Here is a 21,765-nt window from a genome sequence, read left to right as displayed (position 1 = left end):
CCCCTTCCCCTTCCCCTTCCCCTTGATCTGGAGTCCACCATGCTTGCCTACGCCACCCTGGGAACCCGCGACATGGACAAGGCCGCCGCCTTCTACGACGAAGTGCTGGGCGTGCTTAATGCCAAGCGCTTCATGGAAGAGCCCGGCTACTTCATCGCCTGGGGCAATTCGCAGGACGGTGCCGGCCTCGGCATCACTTATCCATTCGACAAGCAGGCGGCTACTGTCGGCAACGGCACCATGGTTGCGCTGGGCGCCAGCAACCGCGAGCAGGTGGACACGGTCTACAACAAGGCGATGGCCTTGGGCGGCAGTGACGAGGGCGCGCCCGGCCAGCGCTCACCCGGCTTCTATGCGGCGTATTTCCGCGACCTTGATGGCAACAAGCTCAACTGCTGTTACATGGGGGAATGAGACTAGGGGAATGATCCGGAGCGAACAAGCTGAAGTGAGTGGCACCGGCAACCAGGTGCCAGTCCATCAGGGCAGCGGTACCCGCGCCTTGGTTCCGTTGCCCTCGACCACCACCCCATTGCGCTCGATCGCAATCACGGTGATCCCGCCGTAGCGGTCGCCTTCGGCCATGCGCTGGCCATTGAGGATGACGAAGCGCTTGGACGGCACGTCGTCCCACATATGCATGCTCAGTTTGATCGGCGGCAGCATCGAGGTGTCGTTGCTGATGTCGCTTGCCGGTGCCGGTCGTGCCGGGGCAGGTTTGGTCGGCATCGGTTGGATCAGCGCTGGTCGTACAGCTGCGGCACTTGCCGCTGATGTCGCTGCCGATGCCGGGGTTGGCTTGGATGGCGGCATTGCAGTTGGTGCGGGCGCTTGCACTACCGGCGCCTGGATCTCGGGTGCCGGTACGCTTGCCAGCGCAGGTGCGACTGGCTTCGGTTCGATGCGAGGCGTCAGTGCCGGGGCCGGATTGTTCGAGGCTGGCGTTGTATCCGTGATTTCGATGGCAGCTTGTGGCGATGCAGCCTTCGATGGCTCGCGCCTGGCCCACCAGCCGGCCAGTACCAGCAATGCGGTCACCACCAGCGCCGGCAGCAGCCATGCGGCCAGCGGGCGCGGACGCGATGCTGGCATTGGCGGCAGTTCGATCGCTACGTCCGGGGCCAGCCCGCGTCGGCGTTCGGCTTCGGATTTGCGCAGGGCTTCAAGGATCAGTGACATCGGGTCAGTCCAGTACGCGCAGCAGGCGGGGGCCGGGCAGTTCGCTGGCCAACGCCATCAACGTCAGTGGCCCGGCGATGCCATCGACCGGTATTCCGCGCGCCTGTTGCAGGATGGTGACCCCGGCACGTACGGTGCCGTCGTAGGCAAGGCCTGGGACAACGTCGTGCAAAGGCGTCAGCTGCAGTCGAAGCCAGTCGACCGCTGGCCCGCTCGTGCCTGGCCGGGGCGCCGACCCCAGCATCGCAGGGCCTTGCCAGAGGCTGGCGTAACGGCCATTCCAGCGGGCCAGCAAGAGCACACGGTCGATGTCATGGGTGTGCTCGCCGATGCGGATGCGTACGCGCCGGACGTCCGCGCCCAGCAGCAGCGCCCAGGCATCGGAACCGGCATCGCGCAAGCGCAGCAGTACAGGGCGATCCACGGCCAGCAAGGTGTCCAGGTTTGCGTCGCCCTGCACGCAATGGATCTCGGGGTTTGTCGCTGGCCTACAGGGGCCGGCCGGATCAACGGTGATGCTGTCCGCGGGTAATTGCCACAGTTCGAGCAGCGCCTGCCAACCCGGCAGTGGGGTATCGCCGGTGGCGCCGATCAACTGGGTCAGGCCAGTTGCATCGAGCGGGATGGTGGTCGTGATGATGTGATCCGGTGTCGCGCTGGTCGCAGGAGTGTTGGATGCAGACACGGCTTGAGTCGTGTTCGGTGTTTGTGCCGATGCCGACGTGCCACGAAACTGGGTCGCGGCAATCACGGCGACAGCCACTACGCCCGCCGCTGCCAGCCAAGGCCACCAGATGCGCTTCGCCGTGGGTGGCAGCACTTCATTGGCGGCGGCATCGACCAGGCGTGCATCAATCACGGTGGCATCGCGCGCATAGCCGGCGAGTAGGGCACGTTCGGCGATCACATTAAGCAGGCGCGGTACGCCGCCGGCGCGCGCATGCAGGCGTTGCACACCTTTGGCAGTGAACGGAAAGCGGGTACCGCCGGCAACCCGCCAGCGATGGCGCAGATAGGCCTCGGTCCCGCGCGCATCCAGCGGGGTCAGGTGGTAGCGCGCGGTGATGCGCTGGGACAGTTGACGCAGCTCCGGGCGCGCCAGCATGTCGCGCAATTCGGGTTGCCCCAGCAACAGGATCTGCAGCAGCTTCTGGGTATGGGTTTCAAGATTGGTCAACAGGCGTACTTGCTCCAGCGCGTCAGCCGGCAGGTTCTGCGCCTCGTCGATCAACACCACCACCCGTAGTCCCTGCGCGTAGGCATCGAGCAGATACACATTGAGCGCATCGATCAGCGACTTGCTGCTGCCGCGCTTGCCTTCGATGTCGAGGTGCAGTTCTTCGCAGATCGTCTCCAGCAGCTCCACCGCGTCCTGGCGTGGATTGAGCACCAGCGCGATGCGGGTGTCTTCCGGTAGTTGTTCCAGCAACAGCCGGCTCAGCGTGGTCTTGCCGGTGCCGACTTCACCGGTGAGCTGCACGAAGCCGCCACTGCCGCCCTTGTCGACGCCGAACAGCAGGTGTGCCAACGCGTCGCGGTGGCGTTCGCTGAGATGCACGAAACGCGGGTCCGGCGTGATCGAGAACGGGGCTTCGTGCAGGCCGTAGTAGCCGAGGTACATGCGCGGGCAACAGGCTGGGGAGACGCTAGCCTGCCATGTCCACCGCAGCGGCGCGACCCGACGCATGGATTTGCGCGCAGTGAGCTGCCCGGCTCAATCGGTGAATTGCTTGGCTTCGCTGACGCCCAGCACTTCCGGATGTTCGATCACGTGCTCCTGGGTGCGCCCACGCGCCAGCAGGCCCTGTGCGAACACCACGCCCAGGATGATTGCCACGCCGGCATAGAAGCGCGTGCTGAGGTCATGCTGTTCGCCGAACAGGAGCGCAGCCAGCACGATGGCGTAGATCGGCTCCAGGTTCACTGATAGCTGTGCGGTGAATGCGCTCAAATGGCGCAGCGCGACCAGGCACAGGGCAAACGGGAACAAGGTGCAGACCAGCGCAAGCAGCAACAGCCAGGCGCTGTCGGTCGCCGAGGGCAGGACGAGTAGTGGCCCTGCGAATGCGGGCACCAGCAGCGGCATCACCGGTGCCAGCAGGGTCAAAGTCAGCGTGCCAGCGCCGAGTTCCAACGCGGTGACCGTCAGCGGGTCGCCGGCCTCGACCATGCGCTTGTTGAGCGTGCCGAACAGCGCCACGAAAAATGCCGATGCAACCCCGGCGACAATCCCCGCATGCATGCCGTCTGGCACGCCGCCGACGATAAGCCAGATGCCGGGCAGCGAGAACAGGCCGAGGGCGAAGTCGCGCGGCTGGAAGCGCTGGCGGGTCAGCAGCGGTTCGACCAGCGCCGTCATCGGTGTGGCAAAGGCAATGCAGGTCGCCGCAACCGACGCATTGGACAACTTGATCGCGCCATAAAACGTCAGCCAATGCAGTGCCACCAGCGCGCCGATGCCGGCATACGCCCAACGCACCCGGACCGGCATCGCGGCAATCCCGCGCCAGACGCGCGGCAAGAAGGCCAGCACCACCACCACGATCAGCATGCGCCACCACACCAGCGGCAGTGCCGGCAGCGAAATAAGCTTGCCGATGATCGCGGTGAATCCCCACAGCACGACGCACAGATGGATCTGCCAGAGCGCCTTGCTGGTATTGGTGTTTGCCATGCGCGCATTATCGCGGGTTCGCGGCCACGGAGGCTGCGGTCCATGACCTATGCCGCATCGCCGCCACGCCGGGCTGCGGCATACTCAGCGCTTCATCAAGGAGGCGAGCATGCGCATCACCACACTTGCATTGGCAGTTGGACTCACTCTTGCGGCTGCGATGCCGCTGCAGGCACAACAAGCCGTCACGGCGCCGCCGGTTCGCATCGACGACACCATGGCGCCGCTGCCGCGCCCAACGCCCGATGCCGCGCAGCTGCGCGAATTCGACGCCTACGTCGATGCGGTGCGCAAGCAGTTCGACGTGCCCGGCATCGCGGTGGCCATCGTGCAGGACGGCAAGATCGTGATGGAGCGTGGTTACGGCCCGCGCGAGATGGGCAAGCCGACGCAGGTCGATGCGCACACCATGTTCGCGATTGCCTCCAACACCAAGGCGTTCACCTCGGCATCGCTGAACATGCTGCAGGACGACGGCAAGTTGAAGCTGACCGATCGCGTCATCGACCACCTGCCGTGGTTCCGCATGTCCGATCCGTACATCACCCACGAGATGCGCATCCGCGATCTGCTGGCGCACCGCAGTGGCTTGAGCCTCGGCGCGGGCGACTTGCTGTATTGGCCGACCACCACCTATTCGACCCGGGAAGTCGCCGAACACCTGAAGGACGTGCCGCTGACCGGCGGTTTTCGCGAGCAATACGCCTACGACAACATCCTGTTCGGCGTGGCCCAGCTGGTGATCGAGCAGGCCTCGGGCATGCCGTACAAACAGTTTCTGCAAACGCGCATCTGGCAGCCGTTGGGCATGGACGAGACCCGCTTCAACAGCGACGACCTCAAGCCCGGCGACAACGTGGCCACCGGCCATGCACGCTACGATTTCAAGGACCTGCGGCCGGTTGGGGTGACCAGTTGGCGCAATGTGTCCGGCGCTGGCGGAATCTATTCCAGCGTGCACGACCTGACCAAGTGGATGAACCTGCAACTGGCCGGAGGAGTCATTTCTGGCGAAGGTGATTCAGCGAAGCGGCTGTTCACCGCCGCGCGCCAGCGCGAGATGTGGACGATGCTCACGCCTATCCCGGTTGGCAAGCCGTCGGTGCCGGAGCTTGCGCCGGCGGTACCGAATTTCTTCGGTTACGGCCAAGGTTGGGATCTGTCCGACTACGCCGGTAACCGCATGGTTTGGCATACCGGTGGCTGGCCGGGCCAGGTTTCGCGACTGACCTTGTTGCCGGACAAGAGAATCGGCGTGATTGTGCTGACCAGTGCCGAGCTCGGCGTCGCATTCAATGCGGTGACCTACCGCGCGCTGGACATGATGCTGGGACGCAGCGGCACTGACTGGCTGGCGGCATACGGCAAGTCATACGCCAAGTCGCAGGCAGATGCGGACGATTCCTGGCAAAAGCACCTAGCCAAGCGCGACGCCGACAGCAAGCCATCGCTGGCATTGGCGAGTTATGCCGGAACCTATCGCGATCCTTGGTATGGCGATGTGGTGATCCGACAGGGCGCAAAGGGGTTGGAGATGCAGTTCAGCAAGACCGCCGAACTGCTGGGCGACATCAGCCACTGGCAGCACGACACTTTCATCGTGCGCTGGCGCGACCGTGGCCTGAACGCGGATGCGTTCGTGAACTTCACGCTGGATGCCGACGGTGCGATCAGCGAAATGCGGATCGAGCCGGTGTCGCCGCTGACCGATTTCAGCTTCGACTTCCAGGACTTGCGACTGGTGCCGGTGAAGGCGCCAGCCAAGTCCTGATTCGCAACAAAAAAGCGGGGGCAGAGTGGGATTTCGCGCCGCGAAACCCCACTCTGACCCCGCTTTTTCGTAGCCTTCGCTTACGTGCTTGCTGCTGCGGCCTCGGCGCGTGTACCCGGCTTGACGGTGTGGCGCGGGATGCCATCTTCGTCCAGCAGGGCTTCGACCCGGTTGAAGACCTCGGCGCGCGAGAAGGGCTTCTTCATGAAATCGTCGGCGCCGATGCGCTGCACGTAGAACTGCTCGGTCGCCTGTGCGTTGCCGCTGATCATGATGATCGGCAGATGTTTGGTGATCGGGTCGCGGCGCAGGGTACGCAGCGCCCTGAAGCCGTCCATGCCCGGCAACACGATGTCGAGGAAGATCATGTCGGGCACTTCGCGGCGGGCGATCTCGATGCCGGATTCCGCGTCGAAGGCTTCAATCACTTCGAGTTGGTTCTGCTGCAGCATGCGCTTGAGCAGGGCGACAATCGTCGGGGAATCGTCGATCACCAGTACCCGCGTCCCCAGGCGGGGTTTGCGGCGAATACGATCACGGCGCTCGGGGCCGTCATGATCGGGTTCCTCCGCCACCACCTCGGCCGCAGTCGCCTCGACCAACGTGTCCGGCGTGGCTAGTGCGTGCGGGGCGAGTGCCGACGTGACTACCTCTTCGGCAGCCAGGCCGGGAGTCGGCTCGTGTACAACCGGCGTGGCTATGGGTGCTGCAGTCGGTGCTGTAACTGGCGTTGCAACAGGCGCTCGGGCGCTTGCTGTTGCCGGTCTTGACGCTACCGGTTTGGGCGTCGCAAGCACAGGTGCTTTCTTGCGCTTCAGAAAATCAAAGAAAGCCACGTCGTTTCCCCTTTCGCTCGGCGTGAACGAAGGGGGATTCTAGTCTTCCCGCGGAATTTTTGCCCGGATCAGCGACGCGCGTGCATGTCCTGGGCCAGCGACTGCATGCCGAACAGGCGGGCGATCCGGCTCAAGGCGAGCGCTGTTGTGATGCCGAAACCGGCCAGTATTGCCAATACGAAACCCATCCCGGTAGTTGCATCGATGTGCTGGCGCACGCCGATCATCAGCACGGCTAGCAGCAGGCCGCCGAGCGTTGTGATCAGGTACACCGACAACACCGCGAACGGCCGACGCAGCAGCAGCTTCAGGCCACGCCACCAAGCTTTGAGGGCCGATCGTAGCCGCGCATCGGCGGCCAGCCAGCCGCGGCCGGCCTCCAGGCTGGCATGCGCCAGCACCCACAGGATGCCGCCGACGATCAAGGCGATATTACGGCCGGTATCCAGTTCTGATGCCAGCACTGCGTGCTCATGGGCGGATGCATTGGCAGCCATGATTCCCATCATCGCCGCGACCGCGATCCCGAGCGGGATAACCGACCAGATCAGCATGCGCAGCATCGGCCCGTATTCGCCGATGCCGCCACGCAGCAGGTCGCCGAAGCCGAGTGTCACTTGGCTGCGCGCAGCCGCCACGGTGGAACCGGTCAGCAGCGGCGTCAGCAGCAGCATCAGGATCGTCGCAAACTGGATGCCGCCGGCCAGCAGGCCAAGCGGTGCGTCGCGTGACATCAGGGCTTCGAGCATCAGTGCGGGTGCCTTGCCACTGCCGACGACGCCGGCCAGCAGGGAATTATCCAGTACGCCGCCAAGCCAGTTCCAGAATGGCAGCGCGCCGACCAGGGCGCATATGCCGGTGACAACGATCCACAGCAGCCAAAGCCGCCATTGCAGAGCGCCGCGCAAACCATGGGAGAGAGCGGTGCGAGTGCGCAGTGGAGTATTTGCAGAATTCATCAGGGCGCGCCTCAGACGGAAGCCAACAGGGCAAAGAAGGATTGCAGCAAGCTGGCGAAATCGCCGAACCAGCGCCGCGAGGCGCGGGTGTCAGCCTCGACCGTGCGGCTGTCGTTGAGCTTGGACTGGTCCATGTGCAGGACGTTGTCCGGATCGAGCTGAGCGGAAACCGCCTTGGCCGGTCCGATAAAAGTGAAGCGCTGCCAGCTGCCGGTGCTGGTGACCGGCATGTCACGGTGCGTGCCATCAGCGAAGTTCACCCGCAGGGTTTGCGGCATGACTGCACTGTCGCGACGAACCACCACGACGGTCTGGTACGGAAAGACGTTCTCCCAATCCTTCGCCTTCGGATGCTTGGTCTTCCAGGCCTTGCGGCTATCGCTGATCTGCTTGTCAACCTGCTTGCTGCCAAGCAACATCTGCTTGCCCTGGTCCAGGTGGTAGCCGGCCAGGGGCAGGATCTCGTGGCTAACGATGCTGGACACGCGGTCGTCGAAGCGGCCGGTCCCATAGATGAAACTGTCGAAGTTGGCGTTGACGATGTCTGGCTTGCCGGTGCCTTCGGCCAGTTCATCGCGCAGGTCGGCAACCGAGGGATGGCGGAACTTCCAGCGCTCGTAGTACAGCTTCATTGCACGTTCCATCGCCGGCGTGCCGACCATGTTCTCGATCTGGTGCATGACGGTGGCGGTACGGGTGTAAACGGTGCCGTAGCTGCTGCTGGACAGGCGCGCCCACGAATTGTCGCCCAGCGGATCGGCTGGATCGGTGAGGCTGGCGCCGAGACGTTCCATGTCGAAGACATCATCCAGCGCGACATTGATCCCCAGGCGTTTCACCCACGACGGCGTCGGATTGATGCCTTGCTTGCGGGACCGCATCATGCGCTGGTCCCAGTATTCGTTGATGCCCTCGTCGAGCATGGGCTCTTCGAACTCGTTGGAGCCCAGGATCCCGTAGAAATAGCCGTGGCCGAATTCGTGCACGGTCACGAAATCCAGCATATAACGCCCGGCAGTGCCGGTCTCGACCTGCTTGGTGTTGTCGGCGGTGAAGAATGTCGGGTATTCCATGCCGCCGGCTTCCGTGGCGCCATAGGGCGGAATCACTGCGGTGGCCGTCTTGTATGGGTAGCCGCCAAGGCTGTCGGAGAAATACTTGAGCGAATCGATGGTCGCCTGCAGGACAGGCTCGGCGTTGGACTCGTATTCCGTCGTGTACAGCACGCTGACCAGCACCGGGCCGTTCGGACCTTTCCACACTTTCGTCATCGGCTTCGCGTAGCGGTTGTCGGCGGTCCAGGCGAAGTCGTGCACGTCGCCCTGCACATAGCGCGAGGTCATCTTGCCGTCGTGCTCGACCGGCTTGCCGGTCAGCTCGCCGGTGGCGCCGACGGTGTAGCCCTTGGGCACGGTCAGGCGCACGTCGTAGTTGCCGTAGTCGGCGTAGAACTCGCTGTGCAGGTGGAATTCGTGCGCGTTCCAGCGTGGCGCGGTGGCGCCACGTTCGCCGGGAAGCTCGAGTACGGCGATCTTCGGGAACCACTGGCCGATCAGGTGGAAGCTGCCGTAGTAGCCGGTACGCGCGACTACGCGTGGCAACTGGTCGAAGAAATCGATGTCCAGCGCCGTGGTGGCACCGGGCGCGACTGGCTGCGGCAGGTCGATGCGAACCACGCTGCGGTCGGTCGATGGGCCACCATCGGGCTGCACGAAACTCCACTTGGCGGTGGCGCCCGCTTGCTGCACCTTGTCCAGGCGGATGTAACCGTATTCGCCATCCTTGGTCGCCACGTTGCTGCGGAAACCACCCGCGCTGGCACGCTGCTCAGTCATGAAGGTGCTGCCCGGGCCTTCAAACCCGTTGAGGTACATGTGCAGGTAAATGCTGCACACCGGCTGCGCGCTGCGGTTGCGCCAGCGCAGGGTCTGCTTGCCGGTGAGGGTGTGCTTGACCGGATCCAGGTTGGCGTCGATGGAATAGTCGACGACCCGGTCGGACAGGGTGGCCTCTTTGCCGGTGCGGGCGCCGCCCCAGGCATCGGCGCTACTGGAGGCCTTGACCGCTGCGGCATCGGCCCCGGCCAACGCGATCGTGGGACAGGAGGGCGCGGCCATTGCCTGCGGCGTGGCCGCATGCGACAGCGGGCTATACAGGGCAGAAGCGGCAATCAGGACGGCGACAACACGCGACAGATGCATGGGCAAGTTCCAGCAGGATGGCGGCACAGAACCTCTAGAGTGCGAGAGCAGGCCGCCGCTGGCAAGGTGCGAAAGGTCACGGGTGGTGGCTTGTTTCGACATCCCGTGCCGGACAGGCGATCCAATCACGGGATTGACCGTGGCAAGCGAACGCCGGGTGCTGGACGCTCCAAGGCGTGGCGGTTAGATTGCAGCACCGGGCCGGGGAGGCGCGGCCAAGCTCCGTTCACGGGAAAACGATGAGCGCAACCACGCCACAGGCCAGCGTCGACACTGCGATCGCCCACGCCATGGGCCTGCTCGCGCAGGATCCTGCGCTGGCAATCGAACAGGCACGCCAGGTCCTGGACGCAGTTCCGGGTCAGCCTGCGGCGCGGCTGGTGTTGGGCATGGCGCACAACGCATTGAAAGACTTCCCGCAGGCCATTGCCGAACTGGAATCGCTGGCCACGGAGCAGTCCGCTGCGCCGGTGGTGCAGATGGCGCTGGGCATCGCATTGGCTGCATCGCAACGCAACGCGCAGGCGCTTGCAGCATTCGAAAAGGCTGCTGCCCTGCAGCCGGCACTGCCGCGGGTCTGGCTGCACATCGCCGATCTCAGGCACGCTGCGGGTGATGCACGTTCGGCCGATGCCTACCTGAAGCATGTGCAGGCAGGCAGCCGTGATCCGCAATTGATGGCGGCTGGCGAAGCGCTGGCGGCGGGTCGCTTGCCTGATGCAGAAACCCTGCTGCGTGAACGATTGCGTGAACTGCCAAATGATGTCCTGGCGATGCGCATGCTGGCAGAGCTTGGCGCGCGGGTGGGACGCAACGAACAATCCCTGGTGTTGCTTGAGCGTTGCCTGCAACTGGCACCTGGTTTCAGCATGGCGCGCCATCACTATGCATTGCTGCTTGATCGTTGCAGCCGGCACGAAGATGCCATGGTCGAGATCGAGAGCCTGCTCGATGGCGAGTCCGATGATGACCAGTTGCTCAACCTCAAGGCAGTCGTGCTGGGCAAGTTGGGGCAATACGGTGATGCAATCGCCCTGTACGAATCGATCCTGGCCTCGCGTCCCAAGGATCCACGGGTCTGGATGAGCCTGGGCCATGCGCTCAAGACCGAAGGTCAGGCCGACCGCGCGATCATTGCCTACCGGCGTGCGCTGGAGCTCAATCCCGGCTTCGGCGGCGCGTGGTGGAGCCTCGCTAATCTCAAGACCATGCGTTTCGATGCGGCCGACATCGCGGCGATGCGCACGCAGCTAAAGCGTCCGGACCTGGACGACGACCAGCGCCTGCATTTCCAGTTCGCACTGGGCAAGGCGCTGGAGGATGCGGGTGAATATGCGGCATCGTTCGATTGCTATGCACAGGCCAATGCGATCCGGCGCACCCAATTGCCGTACAGCGCCGACCTGAATCATCAACGTCGCCGGCATGCGCAGGCCGTCTACACGCGAGAATTCTTTACCGAACGCACGGGCTCCGGCACGCAAGATACGTCGCCGGTGTTCATCCTCGGCATGCCGCGTGCGGGTTCAACCCTGGTCGAGCAGATCCTGTCCAGCCATCCGCAGGTGGAGGCCACCATGGAACTGCCGGACGTCATCGCGATCGTGCGCGAATTGCGTGCCCACCTGCCGGATCCGGAAAACACGTCCTATCACACGCTCGTGGGCGGCTTGTCGCCTGCCGAATTGCAGGCGATGGGTGATTGCTACCTGCAGACCACGCGCGTGCAGCGCAAGCTTGGCCGGCCGTTTTTCATCGACAAGATGCCGAACAACTTCGCGCATGTCGGACTGATCCAGCTGATGCTGCCGAATGCAAAAATTGTCGATGTGCGCAGGCATCCACTGGCCTGTTGCTTCTCCAATTTCAAGCAGCATTTCGCCCGCGGCCAGGCCTTCAGTTACGACCTGGCTGACATGGGTCATTACTACCGGGACTACATGGGCCTGATGGCGCACTTCGACGAAGCGCTGCCGGGACGGATACACCGGGTGGTCTACGAGGAACTGGTCGACGATACCGAAACCCAGGTGCGTGCGCTGCTGGCCTATTGCGGACTGGAATTCGACGAGCGTTGCCTGCGCTTTTTCGAGAACGAGCGCCCGGTGCGCACGGCCAGCTCCGAACAGGTACGCCGGCCGATCAACCGGGACGGCATGGACCAGTGGCGTCATTACGAATCCTGGCTATATCCGCTGAAGCTCGCGTTGGGGCCGGTGCTGGAGAGCTATCCCGGGGTCCCTGACGACCTGGTTTGATGATGTGGCTGGTCATGCATGTTTTTCGCGTTTCACATTCGACACCAATGGAGGGGAATCAGATGCACGCAAGCCCAGGTACTACCCGTAGTTCCGGTCCGCGACATGGTTTGCGGCGCCTGCCGCTGGCCGTTGCCGTGGCCATCGCCAGTTCTTCGATGACGTTCGCGCCCATGGCGTGGGCCCAGTCCGCAGATGCAACGCAGACCAAGGACAAAGAGGCCCGCACCCTGGATGCGGTGACGGTGACCGCGCAGAAGCGCGAGGAAAACCTGCAGAAGGTGCCGATCAGCCTGCAGGTGCTGGGCAACCAGCAGCTTGAGCAGCAGGATGTGGCGAGTTTCAACGACTACGCGAAGTTGGTCCCCAGCCTGTCCTTCGGCACGTCAGGCGGCGGCGTATTTTCCGGCCCCGGCTTCGTGCAGTTGTACATGCGTGGCGTGGCCAGCGGCAACGATGCCAATCACTCCGGTTCGCAGCCCAGCGCATCGATGTACCTGGACGAGCAGCCGATCACCACGATTACCGGCGCGCTCGACATCCACATGTACGACATCGAGCGGGTCGAGGCGTTGGCAGGACCGCAGGGCACGCTGTACGGCGCCAACTCACAGTCCGGCACGGTGCGCATCATTACCAAGAAACCGGATCCGTCTGGTTACTCGGCCGGCTTTGCCGTCGAGGGCAGCCAGATCGACGGCGGTGGCCTGGGTCATGTGCTGGAAGGGTTCGTCAACATCCCGCTCAGCAGCAGCGCGGCGGTTCGCCTGGTGGGTTGGCAGAAGCATGACGCCGGCTATGTCGACAACATCCACGGCACCCGAACCTTCCCGACCTCCGGCATCACGATTGATAACGCCAATCTGGTCGAGAAGAATTTCAATACTGCGGATACTGCGGGTATTCGCGGCGCGGTGCGCTTCGACATCAACGAAAACTGGACGATCACCCCGCAATTGATCGCGCAGAAGATGAAGGCGCATGGCAGCACCGGGGTCGATCCAAATGTCGGCAATACGAGCTTCGGTTACGACAGCGCGACCGCGGACCTGGCGGTCAAGCATTTCTACCCGGAATCCTCGGACGACCGCTGGTACCAGGCTGCGCTGACGGTGGAGGGCAAGATCGGCAACTTCGATCTGACTTATGTATTCTCACATCTCAAGCGCGATGTGGATTCCGAAGCGGATTACGCTGACTACGGGTTCTGGTACGACACCGTGGCCGGCTACGGCGCGTACTTCTATGACGACAACGGCAACCTCATCAATCCGGCGCAATACATCAAAGCCACGGACGGCTACACGCGCACTAGCCATGAACTGCGCCTCGCCTCGCCCCAGGACCGCCGCGTGCGTGTGGTTGCCGGCCTGTTCTGGCAGCAGCAGGGCCACGACATCTTCCAGAACTACAAGGTCGATGGGATGGCCAGCGCCATCGAGGTGCCCGGCTACAGCGACACCCTGTGGTTGACTGCGCAGCAGCGCCGCGACAGCGACGAGGCGGTGTTCGGTGAACTGGCCTTCGATCTCACCGACAAGTTCACCGTGACTGGCGGCATGCGTTATTTCCGCAACAAGAACAACCTCAAGGGTTTCTTTGGTTACGGCGCTGGATTCAGCAGCAGCACCGGCGTTTCGCAGTGCTTCTCCAACGAACAGTTCCACGGCGCACCGTGCACGAACCTGGACAAGGGTACGCATGAGAGCGGCAGCATCGGCCGCGTCAATCTGACCTGGAAGATCGATGACAAGAAACTGGTATATGCCACCTGGTCGCAAGGCTACCGGCCTGGTGGCATCAACCGCCGCGGTACGCTGCCGCCTTATACGTCGGACTTCCTGACCAATTATGAGTTTGGCTGGAAGACGAGCTGGGCAGACAACAAGTTGATCTTCAACGGCGCTCTGTTCCGCGAGGACTGGAGCGATTTCCAGTTCGGATACCTCGGACAGAATGGCTTGACCGAAATCCGCAATGCCGCGCAGGCCCGGATCCAGGGCCTGGAAATGGACCTGGCCTGGGCCGCGACCTACAACCTGCAGATCAGCGCCGGGGCCGCCTGGTACGACGCCAAGCTGACCAAGAATTATTGCGGATGGATCCGCGCGGATGGCTCGTCGGAGACGGTGTGCCCGGCCGGCACAGTCGACCCCAACGGCAATGTGGTGACTGGCCCGCAGGCAGCCGCTGGTACCCGCCTGCCGGTCACTGCCAAGTTCAAGGGCAACATCAACGCGCGCTACACCTTCGACTGGCAGGGCGGCGAAGCCTTCTGGCAGGTCTCGCTGGCGCACCAAGGCAATCGCACCAATGACCTGCGCGCGGCGCAAAGCGCGGTGTTCGGCACCCTGGATGCCTATACGCTCACGGACGTCTCGGTCGGCTGGCGCAAGAACAGCTGGTCGGTCGATGTGTTCCTGAAGAACGCGTTCGACAAGCGTGCCGAGCTTGCACGTTTCTCCGAATGCGCGGCGCTGACCTGCGGTGCGGAGTCCTACACCGTGTTTTCCCAGCCCCGTACCTTGGGCGTGCGCTTCAGCAAGGAATTCTGAGCAACAGCTGACGACTCAGTGAAACGAAAAAGGCGGCCAATGGCCGCCTTTTTCATGAATGCAGCCTACTTACCTGGCCAGCAGCGCACGTACCGGCAACGGCACGTTGCACAGGTCGATGTGGCCGGCCGGGATCTTGTAGAAATCATCCACGCGGTTGCGGCGCGCTTCGGTGGCATCGATGAAGGCCTGGCTGTCGGTGCGCAGCAGTTGCAACGGCGTGCGCTCGCTTTCCGGCACTTCACTGGCCACGTGGATCGCCTTGATCGTGGTGCGCTGCTCGGCTTTGTCATAGAAGCCCATCGGTTCCGGGCCACGGGTAATGGTGCTGAGCAGGTCCATGCCCTTGACCACGCGGCCAACTGCACTCAGCTGGCGATCCAGCGCTCGCGGCGCCTGGCCGATCACCACATAAAGTTCCGCGCCGATGCTGCTGTCCGGTTCGTTGCTGCGGCCGGCGCCCAGCATGCCGTAGCAATGGGTCAGCCAGGCCTTGCCAGACTTCGGGTCGCGCGCAGTGGGGAAGCCGTCGATAAAGCCGACCTGCGGCGCCCAGCCATCGACATCGGGCAGGCGATCAAAGTGCGTGCTTTTGTCTGACCGGGTGAACTCAGCGGGCAGGTGCTGCCTGGTTCCGTCAGGGAACGGTTTGGCCTTCGCCTTGTCATCCGCATCGGCATCGCCGAACTGGACCACGAAATTGTCCTGCGATCGGTAGATCGACAGTCCGTCCCAGAATCCGCCCTTGGCCATCGTCTTGATATTGGCGACGTGCTGGGGCGCGAAGCCCGGCGCCAGTTCGATAATGACTCGGCCAGTATCCAGTTCCATGTACAGCGTGTTGGCCGGATCCAGCGTGCGCCATGCCGAGGCCGGCGCGGCATCGATGATGTCCTTTGCACTGCGGGGCTTCGTCTTCGAAGCATCCTGCGCGCTTGCAGGTACAACCACGGCGAGTGACAAGGCGATGGCCAACAGTGCGACACGCATGGATTGAACTCCGATCCGGGAAGCGGGAAGCATAGCGTGCGGCCGCAAGACCGAAGCCCGCCGAACTAACCGGCCTTCTTGCGCCCGCTACCTGACTTCTTGCCGCCGCCATCCTGCTTGTTGACTGTGGCCCAGGCAATCCGCTCAGCTGCTTCCTTGGAGCGCCCTTGCTCGCGTTCGCTTTCTTCGATGTGTTCGGCCTGGCGTTTCTGCTTGTCGGTATAAGCCGATTTATCTCCGCGGGGCATGGCGAACCTCCTTCGCATCTTTAGTGTGGTCCGAAACTAGCGCAGCGAATGTCGATGCGGTGTCGACGCCATGTCGAAAGCCCGATCTACATGACTACTGGCATATTTGCTATATCGAAATTAATAGTAGTATCGACTCACGATTAGTGGAGTGGCCCCAATGGACGAAGTCCTGCTACGCAAATTCCACAAGGAACTCAGCGCCGGCACCGTGTCGCTGGCCTTGCTGGCGGTGGTCGCTGCGGATGCCGAGCCGATGTACGGCTACCAGATCGCCAAGCGACTGGAACAGACCGGTGATGGCGTGCTGGCCGGCAAGCAGAGCGCGCTCTACCCGGTGTTGCGCAATCTCGAAGCGGCCGGCTTGCTGGACAGTTTCGTCGAGCCATCCGTTAGCGGACCGCCGCGCCGCTACTACCGCGTGACCAGCGCTGGCCGCGAGGCCCTGGTCGACTGGAGCGCCGCCTGGCGCGCCACCCGCGATTCCCTAGATTCCGTGCTCAAGGACCCGTCCGCATGAATGCCTTCCAGTCCGACCTGCCCACCACCATTCCCGCGTACCTGGAGCGCCTGCGTCGTGCCCTGGACGGTTGCGACCGCGCGCTGGCACAGGACGCGCTCTACGACGCCGAGGATTACCTGCGTTCGGAGCTGGCCGCCAATCCAGGCAAGTCAGAGGCCGAAGTGATTGCCACCGTGGCCGGCAGCTATGGCGCGCCGAATGAGGTTGCCGACATCTACCGCGATACCGAGGTCAGGGTACAGACCGCCCTGCGCGCGCCGCCGCCGCCGCCGCGCACGTCGATCCTCGGTCGCTTCTTCGGGGTGATCGCCGATACGCGCACCTACGCATCGCTGTTCTACATGCTGCTGTCGCTGGCCACCGGCATCTTCTATTTCACCTGGGTCGTCACCGGCATATCGATGTCGTTTGGCCTGGCGATCCTGATCATCGGCATCCCGTTCGTGATCCTGTATTTCGGATCGGTACGGGTGCTGTCGCTGGTGGAGGGCCGGATCGTCGAGGTGATGCTTGGCGAGCGGATGCCACGGCGTCCCCTGTACGAGGCCCGTGGCAAGCCGTGGCTGCAGCGGATCGCGGACATGTTTACAGATCCGCGAACCTGGAGCACGCAACTGTATTTCCTGCTGATGCTGCCGCTGGGCACCGCGTATTTCACCGTCGCTGTGACCCTGCTCAGCGTGTCGCTGGCCTTCATCGCCGCACCGCTGCTGGTGTGGATCGGTTACGTCGACAACAACTGGTTCGTCGGCGACTGGTGGGGCCAAAACAGCATGAACCTGTGGTGGCAGCTGCCACTGCTGTTCGCCGCCGGCGTGGCGATCCTGTTCGGCACGTTGCACCTTGCCCGCGGCGTCGGCCTGCTCCACGGGCGCCTGGCCAAGCACCTGCTGGTTCACGCGTCACGGGACAGCTGAGGCAGCGTATCCCCGGCTTGCTCGTGCCGGCCGGGGTCGTAGGCAGCTCGTCCCTGAAAAGAAAACACCCGCGTTAGCGGGCGTTTTTTGTGTCTGCATTGTCGCTACGATGGACTACTTAGACGCAGGTTTTTTCTTTCCTGCCGGTTTCGAGACTGTCTTGGCAACCGCTGCCTTCTTTGCAACAGTCGGCGTTGGGCTCGCCTTCCTTGTGTCTGCAGGTTTCAAGGTGGATTTTTCCGGCGCTGTCTTCTGGAGAGTGGGCTTTTTTGAAGCCGATTTCTTCGAAGCCGATTTCTTCGAAGCTGTCTTACTCGGCACTGCGCTGTTCTCAGGCGCCTTGCGTGTCGGTGCGGGTGTTGCCGCCAGCGGTTCAGCAACAGGCGAAGGCTTGGCGGTCGAGTGGTCGGCAATGAATGCCTTGACCTGCGGATAAACCTGGGTGCGCCAGCGTCGGCCGCTGAAGATGCCGAAATGGCCGGCGCCTTGGACGGTCAGGTGTTGCTGGTCGGCCTTCGGGATGCCGGTGCACAGTTTGTGCGCGGCTCGGGTCTGGCCTTCGCCGGAGATGTCGTCCAGCTCGCCTTCGATCGTGAACAGCGCGCAGTCGCGGATCTTCGATGGATCCACGCGCTCGCCTGCAACATCCCACAAACCGCGCGGCAACAGGAATTCCTGGAACACCACGCGAATGGTGTCGAGGTAGTACTGCGCAGGCATGTCCAGCACGGCGTTGTATTCGTCGTAGAACTTGCGATGCGATTCAGCGGAGCTAAGGTCGCCCTTCAGCAGGTCCTGGTAGAAATCCCAGTGCGAGGTGCCGTGGCGTTCGGGGTTCATCGCCACGAAACCAAGATGCTGCAGGAAGCCGGGATACACCTGGCGTCCGTGGCCCGGATAGTTGGTCGGAACCGTGTGGATCACGTTGTTCTCGAACCAGGACAGAGGCTGGCGGGTGGCGAGGTTGTTGACCGAAGTGGGTGATTCGCGGGGATCGATCGGCCCGCCCATCATCACCATCGATTTCGGCAACGGCTCGCCGCGCCCGGCCATCAGCGAAATCGCGGCGAGCACCGGCACGGTCGGCTGGCACACGCTGATCACGTGCAGGTTGTCGGTGCCGATGTGGCGGATGAATTCTTCGATGTAGGCGACATAGTCGTCCAAGCGGAACTCACCGTCCTCGGCCGGCACCATGCGTGCATCAGTCCAGTCGGTGACGAACACCTTGTGGTCGGCAAGCAATGTGCTCACGGTGTTGCGGAGCAGCGTGGCATGGTGGCCCGACAGCGGCGCGACCACCAGTACGGTCGGGTCGTCCTTCATTCGCGCCAGTCCGTCGGCCTGGTCGTGGTAGCGCTTGAAGCGCAGCAGCCGGCAGAACGGCTTCTCCATGGCGACCCGCTCAACCACCGGAATCGACAGGCCTTCCACCTCGATCTGGTGAATGCCGAATTCCGGCTTCTCGTATTCCTTGCCCAGCCGGTACATCAGCTCGCACGCGGCAGCCGTACGCGGCGCGCCGGGGAGTGACGACAGCCAGCTGTCGTTGGCGGCGTACATCTTGGCGCCGGCATCGGCGAAGTAGGTGTACGGCGCCATCCCCGCGCGCCAGAATTCGTGCCATTGGTAGAGCAGCATCGTGTCGGGCAACTTATGTTTTGCGGCGGTGCAGCATAACGTATGAATCATGGCCGCTCGTGACGGATGTCACGATTTTCGTTACTCCGGCAACTCAAGCGCCGTGGCGCGCTCCACCAGTCCGGGTGACAGCCAGCATTGCGAGCCCAGCGGGCGCAGGCCGGTGGCGCGCAGGCGCTCGCGATAGAAGCGCACCGGGCGCGACTTGAACTCGTCCTCATCGCCCACGGCCTGGTCTTCGCGGGTGAAGGTTTCGATGAAAGCAACGCCGCCACACAGGTCCGCCAGCGCCGGCAGGCCGCGTTCCAGCTCGCGGGTCGGCAGGTAATGCAGCACGTCGCTGCAGACCAGCAGGTCAACCGGGCCGCACGGGCGCAGGAATTCGAAATCGCCAAAACGCGCCAAGTGCAGGCCGCGACTGCGGCCATAGCGCGATACTGCGTACTCGCTGGCGTCGAAGCCGATGTATTCGACTTTTGGCCGCAGCTTGCGCAGCGGCGCGCGCCACGCACCTTCGCCACAGCCGATGTCGAGCACGCTGCGCAGCGGGCGTTCCAGGTGGTATTCGGCGGTCGCCACTGCCAGCGCGACCTTGCGCGTGAGGCGCGCAGTATCGCCAATGCCGCCACGGCGGTACCAGCGGTCAAAGTAGTCGCGGTCATAGGTCTTGGTCATCGTGGCATCCTAGTGGCTTGAATCAGTGGCTTCCACCAGAGGATTTGCATCGATGGCCTACATGCTGACCAAGACAGCTCACTTGGTGTTCGTGATCGCGTGGATGGCCACGGTGTTCTACCTGCCGCGGATCCTGGTCAATATCGCCGAAGCCGGTAACGAGCCTGCAGTGCGCGCGCGCTTGGTGCTGATGGGCCGGCGCCTGTACCGCTTCGGCCATGTGATGTTCGGCATCGCACTCGTGTTCGGGTTGGCCCTCTGGATGCATTTCCGGATCAGCGGTGGTTGGCTGCATGTCAAGTTGCTGCTCATCGCCTTGATGCTTGCCCACTTCATCGTGGCAGGGCGCTGGTTGAAGGGTGTCGATGCTGGTCGTCCGTTGCCCAGCGGCAAGGCGCTGCGCTGGTTCAACGAGTTGCCGGTGCTGCTGCTATTCGTGGTCGTCTACCTGGCGCTGGCGAAGCCGTTCTAGCGGTTTGGCTTATTAAGAAAAGGGGTCAGAGAACATTTCCTCTGAGACTTTCCGCAGTCAGTGCAATTTATGTGGAAATGTTCTCTGACCCCTTTTCAGAACGAGGCTGGCTTCGGCAACAACACCGGCACGCCGTTCGCATCGCAATCGCCCTTCGTACATAGCGCATCGCGAAGCCGTGGCGTGGCCTGCAGCAGGAAGTGGAAGATCGTGTTCTGCTCCACGCTGCCGCGCACCGCGCTGCTGCCCGGACCGCGCGCCCAGATGCCGACATCGTCGCCGCCATGGATTTCACTGCGCATGGGTATCAGGGCTTCCTGCAGGTAGTCCGGGTTTTCCGTGTCGACGTTGGTGAGGTCGTGGCGCCCACCAGTGGACGCCTGGATTGTGGCGGGACGCTTGCGCAGGAACTTCGGGCCTTCCGGCTGCTGGTCGGTGGCGCCGGCATAACCGGGGCCGCTGTAATAGCCAAGCGTGGTGTAGGGCAGGCCAGTGGCATCGTGCGCGAGTGCGGTCGGGTCGATGGTGGCGGTGCTTTCGCGCGAACCGCCATGCACCTTGCCCAGGATCGGGTTGCCGCGCCGTGGATAGCCGGCGAACGTCAGCGTATGCGAGTGATCGGCGGTGACCAGGATCAGGGTGTCTTCTGCAGAGGTCATCTCGGTGGCCACCCGCACCGCATCGCTGAGCGCGATCGTCTCGTCCAGCGCGCGGAAGGCATTGCCGGCATGGTGGGCATGGTCGATGCGTCCGCCTTCGACCATCAGCACGAAGCCGTTCGTGTTGAGTGAGAGGCGGGCGATGGCGGCACGGGTCATCTCCGCCAGCGAAGGTTCGCCCGCGCCATCGTCTGTGCGGTCGTGCGCGTAATGCATGACATCGGGTTCGAATAATGCGAGCAGTGGCGTTTCGACAGGCGCTGCGGCGAGCTGCGCGGCATTCCATACATAGCTGCCACCCGGATGGCGCTGTTGCCACTCTACGATCAGATTGCGGCCGTCACGGCGTTCGCCTGCTTGGTCGGGATACTCGGGGTCAGGCGCACTGGTCGGCATGAAGTTCTTGCGGCCGCCACCCATCACCACATCCAAACCGTGTGCTGGCTGGGTTTCGATCAGCTGGCGTGCGGAGTCGGCGCAGCCGGCAGCCTTCGTGGCATCAGGCATGTCGCTGTCGTTTTCCCAATTGCGTTCGGCACTATGGCTGTAGGTCGATGCCGGCGTGGCGTCGGTGACCGGGGTGGTGGTCACCACGCCAGTGGCAAGTCCGCTGGCGGCGGCCAGTTCCCACAGGGTCAACAAGCGCGCGGCCTTCGCCTGCACGCAGTCCCCGCGCACTGCCTGTTGACCGATGCCGAGTACGCCGAGCCGGGTCTTGACACCGGTGGCCATCGCGCTTGCGGTTCCGGCGGAATCCGGCGTCTGTGAGTTGGTGTTGTAGGTCCGGCTCAACGCGGTGTCCGGGAAGTCCTCCCACGACAGTCGGTTTTCCTCGCCGGGGCCGCCCTTGCGCTGGCCTTCCAGGATGCGCGCGGCGGCGACCGTGATCAGGCTCATGCCATCGCCTACGAACAGGATGACGTTCTTGGCCCGGCCCGTCATCGCGCCACGCGCCGCGGCCTGCGCAGCGCCATTGCGGAACCACCACTGCGCGGACTCGCCGTCGGGCCGCGCGATGTCCGGAACCTCAACCTCGATACCGTCGCGTTGCTGTGGTGTCGGCATCGGCGGCGTGTGGCTTGGCGTGCTTGCGCATCCGGCAACGGCAAGGGAAACGGCGAACCAGATCGCAAAGGCAAGGGCGGAATTGGAAGGGTGCATGCGGTATTCCCGAAGGCTTGCCGGATTATCGCTGCTGGATGCGGCA

15 protein-coding genes and 3 pseudogenes are annotated in these 21,765 nt (G+C 63.4%); 7 read left to right on the top strand and 11 right to left on the bottom strand.

The genetic code is table 11. The features are described 5' to 3' along the window. Positions 1 to 39 precede the first annotated feature (39 nt). Positions 40 to 414, top strand: coding sequence for a VOC family protein (locus PSV05_RS12390; RefSeq protein ID WP_300065674.1), 375 nt, complete (start codon positions 40 to 42; stop codon positions 412 to 414). 66 nt (positions 415 to 480) lie between these two features. On the opposite strand, the gene PSV05_RS12385 is transcribed toward PSV05_RS12390, so the two are convergent. The 3 genes from PSV05_RS12385 to PSV05_RS12375 all read right to left on the bottom strand — a co-directional run bounded on the left by PSV05_RS12385 (position 481) and on the right by PSV05_RS12375 (position 3,853). Continuing rightward, on the bottom strand, positions 481 to 1,179 hold the full coding sequence (locus PSV05_RS12385; RefSeq protein WP_300065672.1) for a general secretion pathway protein GspB: 699 nt from the start codon (positions 1,177 to 1,179) through the stop codon (positions 481 to 483). A gap of 4 nt (positions 1,180 to 1,183) precedes the next feature. Next, positions 1,184 to 2,800 (bottom strand): ExeA family protein, encoded by a 1,617-nt coding sequence (locus tag PSV05_RS12380; RefSeq protein WP_300065670.1) that lies wholly within the window; start codon positions 2,798 to 2,800, stop codon positions 1,184 to 1,186. 93 nt (positions 2,801 to 2,893) lie between these two features. After that, the gene (locus PSV05_RS12375) at positions 2,894 to 3,853 is read right to left on the bottom strand and encodes an EamA family transporter (RefSeq protein WP_300065668.1); all 960 of its coding nucleotides are present in this window, start codon (positions 3,851 to 3,853) and stop codon (positions 2,894 to 2,896) included. Between the two features lie 217 nt (positions 3,854 to 4,070). Between PSV05_RS12375 and PSV05_RS12370 the strand changes: the two genes are divergently transcribed. Next, a complete protein-coding gene (locus PSV05_RS12370) occupies positions 4,071 to 5,624 on the top strand; it encodes a serine hydrolase (RefSeq protein ID WP_300065735.1) in 1,554 nt (517 codons plus the stop codon). Between the two features lie 155 nt (positions 5,625 to 5,779). Here the strand turns inward: PSV05_RS12370 and PSV05_RS12365 are convergent. The 3 genes and pseudogenes from PSV05_RS12365 to PSV05_RS12355 all read right to left on the bottom strand — a co-directional run. Beyond that, positions 5,780 to 6,154, bottom strand: a pseudogene (locus PSV05_RS12365) (response regulator); the annotation flags it as partial. A gap of 374 nt (positions 6,155 to 6,528) precedes the next feature. Next, positions 6,529 to 7,419, bottom strand: coding sequence for a hypothetical protein (locus PSV05_RS12360; protein ID WP_300065666.1), 891 nt, complete (start codon positions 7,417 to 7,419; stop codon positions 6,529 to 6,531). A gap of 11 nt (positions 7,420 to 7,430) precedes the next feature. Next, positions 7,431 to 9,620, bottom strand: a complete 2,190-nt coding sequence (locus PSV05_RS12355; protein WP_300065664.1) for a M1 family metallopeptidase — start codon at positions 9,618 to 9,620, stop codon at positions 7,431 to 7,433. Between the two features lie 239 nt (positions 9,621 to 9,859). On the opposite strand from PSV05_RS12355, the gene PSV05_RS12350 reads away from it, so the two are divergent. Together PSV05_RS12350 and PSV05_RS12345 are read left to right on the top strand one after the other, a co-directional pair. Beyond that, positions 9,860 to 11,878 (top strand): sulfotransferase, encoded by a 2,019-nt coding sequence (locus PSV05_RS12350; RefSeq protein ID WP_300065662.1) that lies wholly within the window; start codon positions 9,860 to 9,862, stop codon positions 11,876 to 11,878. A 62-nt stretch (positions 11,879 to 11,940) separates the two neighbouring features. Continuing rightward, complete coding sequence (locus PSV05_RS12345; protein ID WP_300065660.1) at positions 11,941 to 14,433, top strand: TonB-dependent receptor; 2,493 nt, start codon at positions 11,941 to 11,943, stop codon at positions 14,431 to 14,433. Positions 14,434 to 14,502: 69 nt separating this feature from the next. On the opposite strand, the gene PSV05_RS12340 is transcribed toward PSV05_RS12345, so the two are convergent. Both PSV05_RS12340 and PSV05_RS12335 read right to left on the bottom strand, forming a co-directional pair. Beyond that, positions 14,503 to 15,423, bottom strand: coding sequence for a peptidylprolyl isomerase (locus PSV05_RS12340; protein ID WP_300065658.1), 921 nt, complete (start codon positions 15,421 to 15,423; stop codon positions 14,503 to 14,505). 77 nt (positions 15,424 to 15,500) lie between these two features. Next, positions 15,501 to 15,671, bottom strand: a pseudogene (locus tag PSV05_RS12335) (HupB); the annotation flags it as partial. Positions 15,672 to 15,831: 160 nt separating this feature from the next. Between PSV05_RS12335 and PSV05_RS12330 the strand changes: the two are divergent. Further along, a complete protein-coding gene (locus tag PSV05_RS12330; RefSeq protein ID WP_300065656.1) occupies positions 15,832 to 16,191 on the top strand; it encodes a PadR family transcriptional regulator in 360 nt (119 codons plus the stop codon). Next, a complete protein-coding gene (locus tag PSV05_RS12325; RefSeq protein ID WP_300065654.1) occupies positions 16,188 to 17,111 on the top strand; it encodes a sensor domain-containing protein in 924 nt (307 codons plus the stop codon). The genes PSV05_RS12330 and PSV05_RS12325 overlap by 4 nt, the downstream gene beginning before the upstream one ends. 402 nt (positions 17,112 to 17,513) lie before the next feature. Here PSV05_RS12325 and phaZ read toward each other — a convergent pair. Both phaZ and PSV05_RS12315 read right to left on the bottom strand, forming a co-directional pair. Then, positions 17,514 to 18,752 (bottom strand): annotated as a pseudogene (phaZ, locus tag PSV05_RS12320) (polyhydroxyalkanoate depolymerase); the annotation flags it as partial. A gap of 81 nt (positions 18,753 to 18,833) precedes the next feature. Then, positions 18,834 to 19,427 carry a class I SAM-dependent methyltransferase gene (locus PSV05_RS12315; RefSeq protein ID WP_300065653.1) on the bottom strand — a complete coding sequence of 198 codons (594 nt, stop codon included), beginning with the start codon at positions 19,425 to 19,427 and terminating at the stop codon, positions 18,834 to 18,836. Between the two features lie 52 nt (positions 19,428 to 19,479). On the opposite strand from PSV05_RS12315, the gene PSV05_RS12310 reads away from it, so the two are divergent. Next, complete coding sequence (locus tag PSV05_RS12310; protein WP_300065651.1) at positions 19,480 to 19,899, top strand: CopD family protein; 420 nt, start codon at positions 19,480 to 19,482, stop codon at positions 19,897 to 19,899. 95 nt (positions 19,900 to 19,994) lie between these two features. Here the strand turns inward: PSV05_RS12310 and PSV05_RS12305 are convergent, their stop codons facing one another. Continuing rightward, positions 19,995 to 21,719, bottom strand: coding sequence for an alkaline phosphatase (locus tag PSV05_RS12305; protein WP_300065649.1), 1,725 nt, complete (start codon positions 21,717 to 21,719; stop codon positions 19,995 to 19,997). Between the last annotated feature and the right edge of the window lie 46 nt (positions 21,720 to 21,765).

Source organism: Thermomonas sp. (assembly GCF_029945965.1).
GTDB lineage: Bacteria > Pseudomonadota > Gammaproteobacteria > Xanthomonadales > Xanthomonadaceae > Thermomonas.
The sequence above is the reverse complement of the archived record's forward strand: the minus strand, read 5'-3'. Positions and strand labels throughout refer to the sequence as shown.

What these genes read in the sequence shown, in the direction of transcription:
- PSV05_RS12390 (WP_300065674.1), top strand. Translation starts at nt 40, where the DNA reads ATGCTTGCCTACGCCACCCTGGGAACCCGCGACATGGACAAGGCCGCC.
- PSV05_RS12385 (WP_300065672.1), bottom strand. Translation starts at nt 1,179, where the DNA reads ATGTCACTGATCCTTGAAGCCCTGCGCAAATCCGAAGCCGAACGCCGA.
- PSV05_RS12380 (WP_300065670.1), bottom strand. Translation starts at nt 2,800, where the DNA reads ATGTACCTCGGCTACTACGGCCTGCACGAAGCCCCGTTCTCGATCACG.
- PSV05_RS12375 (WP_300065668.1), bottom strand. Translation starts at nt 3,853, where the DNA reads ATGGCAAACACCAATACCAGCAAGGCGCTCTGGCAGATCCATCTGTGC.
- PSV05_RS12370 (WP_300065735.1), top strand. Translation starts at nt 4,071, where the DNA reads ATGGCGCCGCTGCCGCGCCCAACGCCCGATGCCGCGCAGCTGCGCGAA.
- PSV05_RS12360 (WP_300065666.1), bottom strand. Translation starts at nt 7,419, where the DNA reads ATGAATTCTGCAAATACTCCACTGCGCACTCGCACCGCTCTCTCCCAT.
- PSV05_RS12355 (WP_300065664.1), bottom strand. Translation starts at nt 9,620, where the DNA reads ATGCATCTGTCGCGTGTTGTCGCCGTCCTGATTGCCGCTTCTGCCCTG.
- PSV05_RS12350 (WP_300065662.1), top strand. Translation starts at nt 9,860, where the DNA reads ATGAGCGCAACCACGCCACAGGCCAGCGTCGACACTGCGATCGCCCAC.
- PSV05_RS12345 (WP_300065660.1), top strand. Translation starts at nt 11,941, where the DNA reads ATGCACGCAAGCCCAGGTACTACCCGTAGTTCCGGTCCGCGACATGGT.
- PSV05_RS12340 (WP_300065658.1), bottom strand. Translation starts at nt 15,423, where the DNA reads ATGCGTGTCGCACTGTTGGCCATCGCCTTGTCACTCGCCGTGGTTGTA.
- PSV05_RS12330 (WP_300065656.1), top strand. Translation starts at nt 15,832, where the DNA reads ATGGACGAAGTCCTGCTACGCAAATTCCACAAGGAACTCAGCGCCGGC.
- PSV05_RS12325 (WP_300065654.1), top strand. Translation starts at nt 16,188, where the DNA reads ATGAATGCCTTCCAGTCCGACCTGCCCACCACCATTCCCGCGTACCTG.
- PSV05_RS12315 (WP_300065653.1), bottom strand. Translation starts at nt 19,427, where the DNA reads ATGACCAAGACCTATGACCGCGACTACTTTGACCGCTGGTACCGCCGT.
- PSV05_RS12310 (WP_300065651.1), top strand. Translation starts at nt 19,480, where the DNA reads ATGGCCTACATGCTGACCAAGACAGCTCACTTGGTGTTCGTGATCGCG.
- PSV05_RS12305 (WP_300065649.1), bottom strand. Translation starts at nt 21,719, where the DNA reads ATGCACCCTTCCAATTCCGCCCTTGCCTTTGCGATCTGGTTCGCCGTT.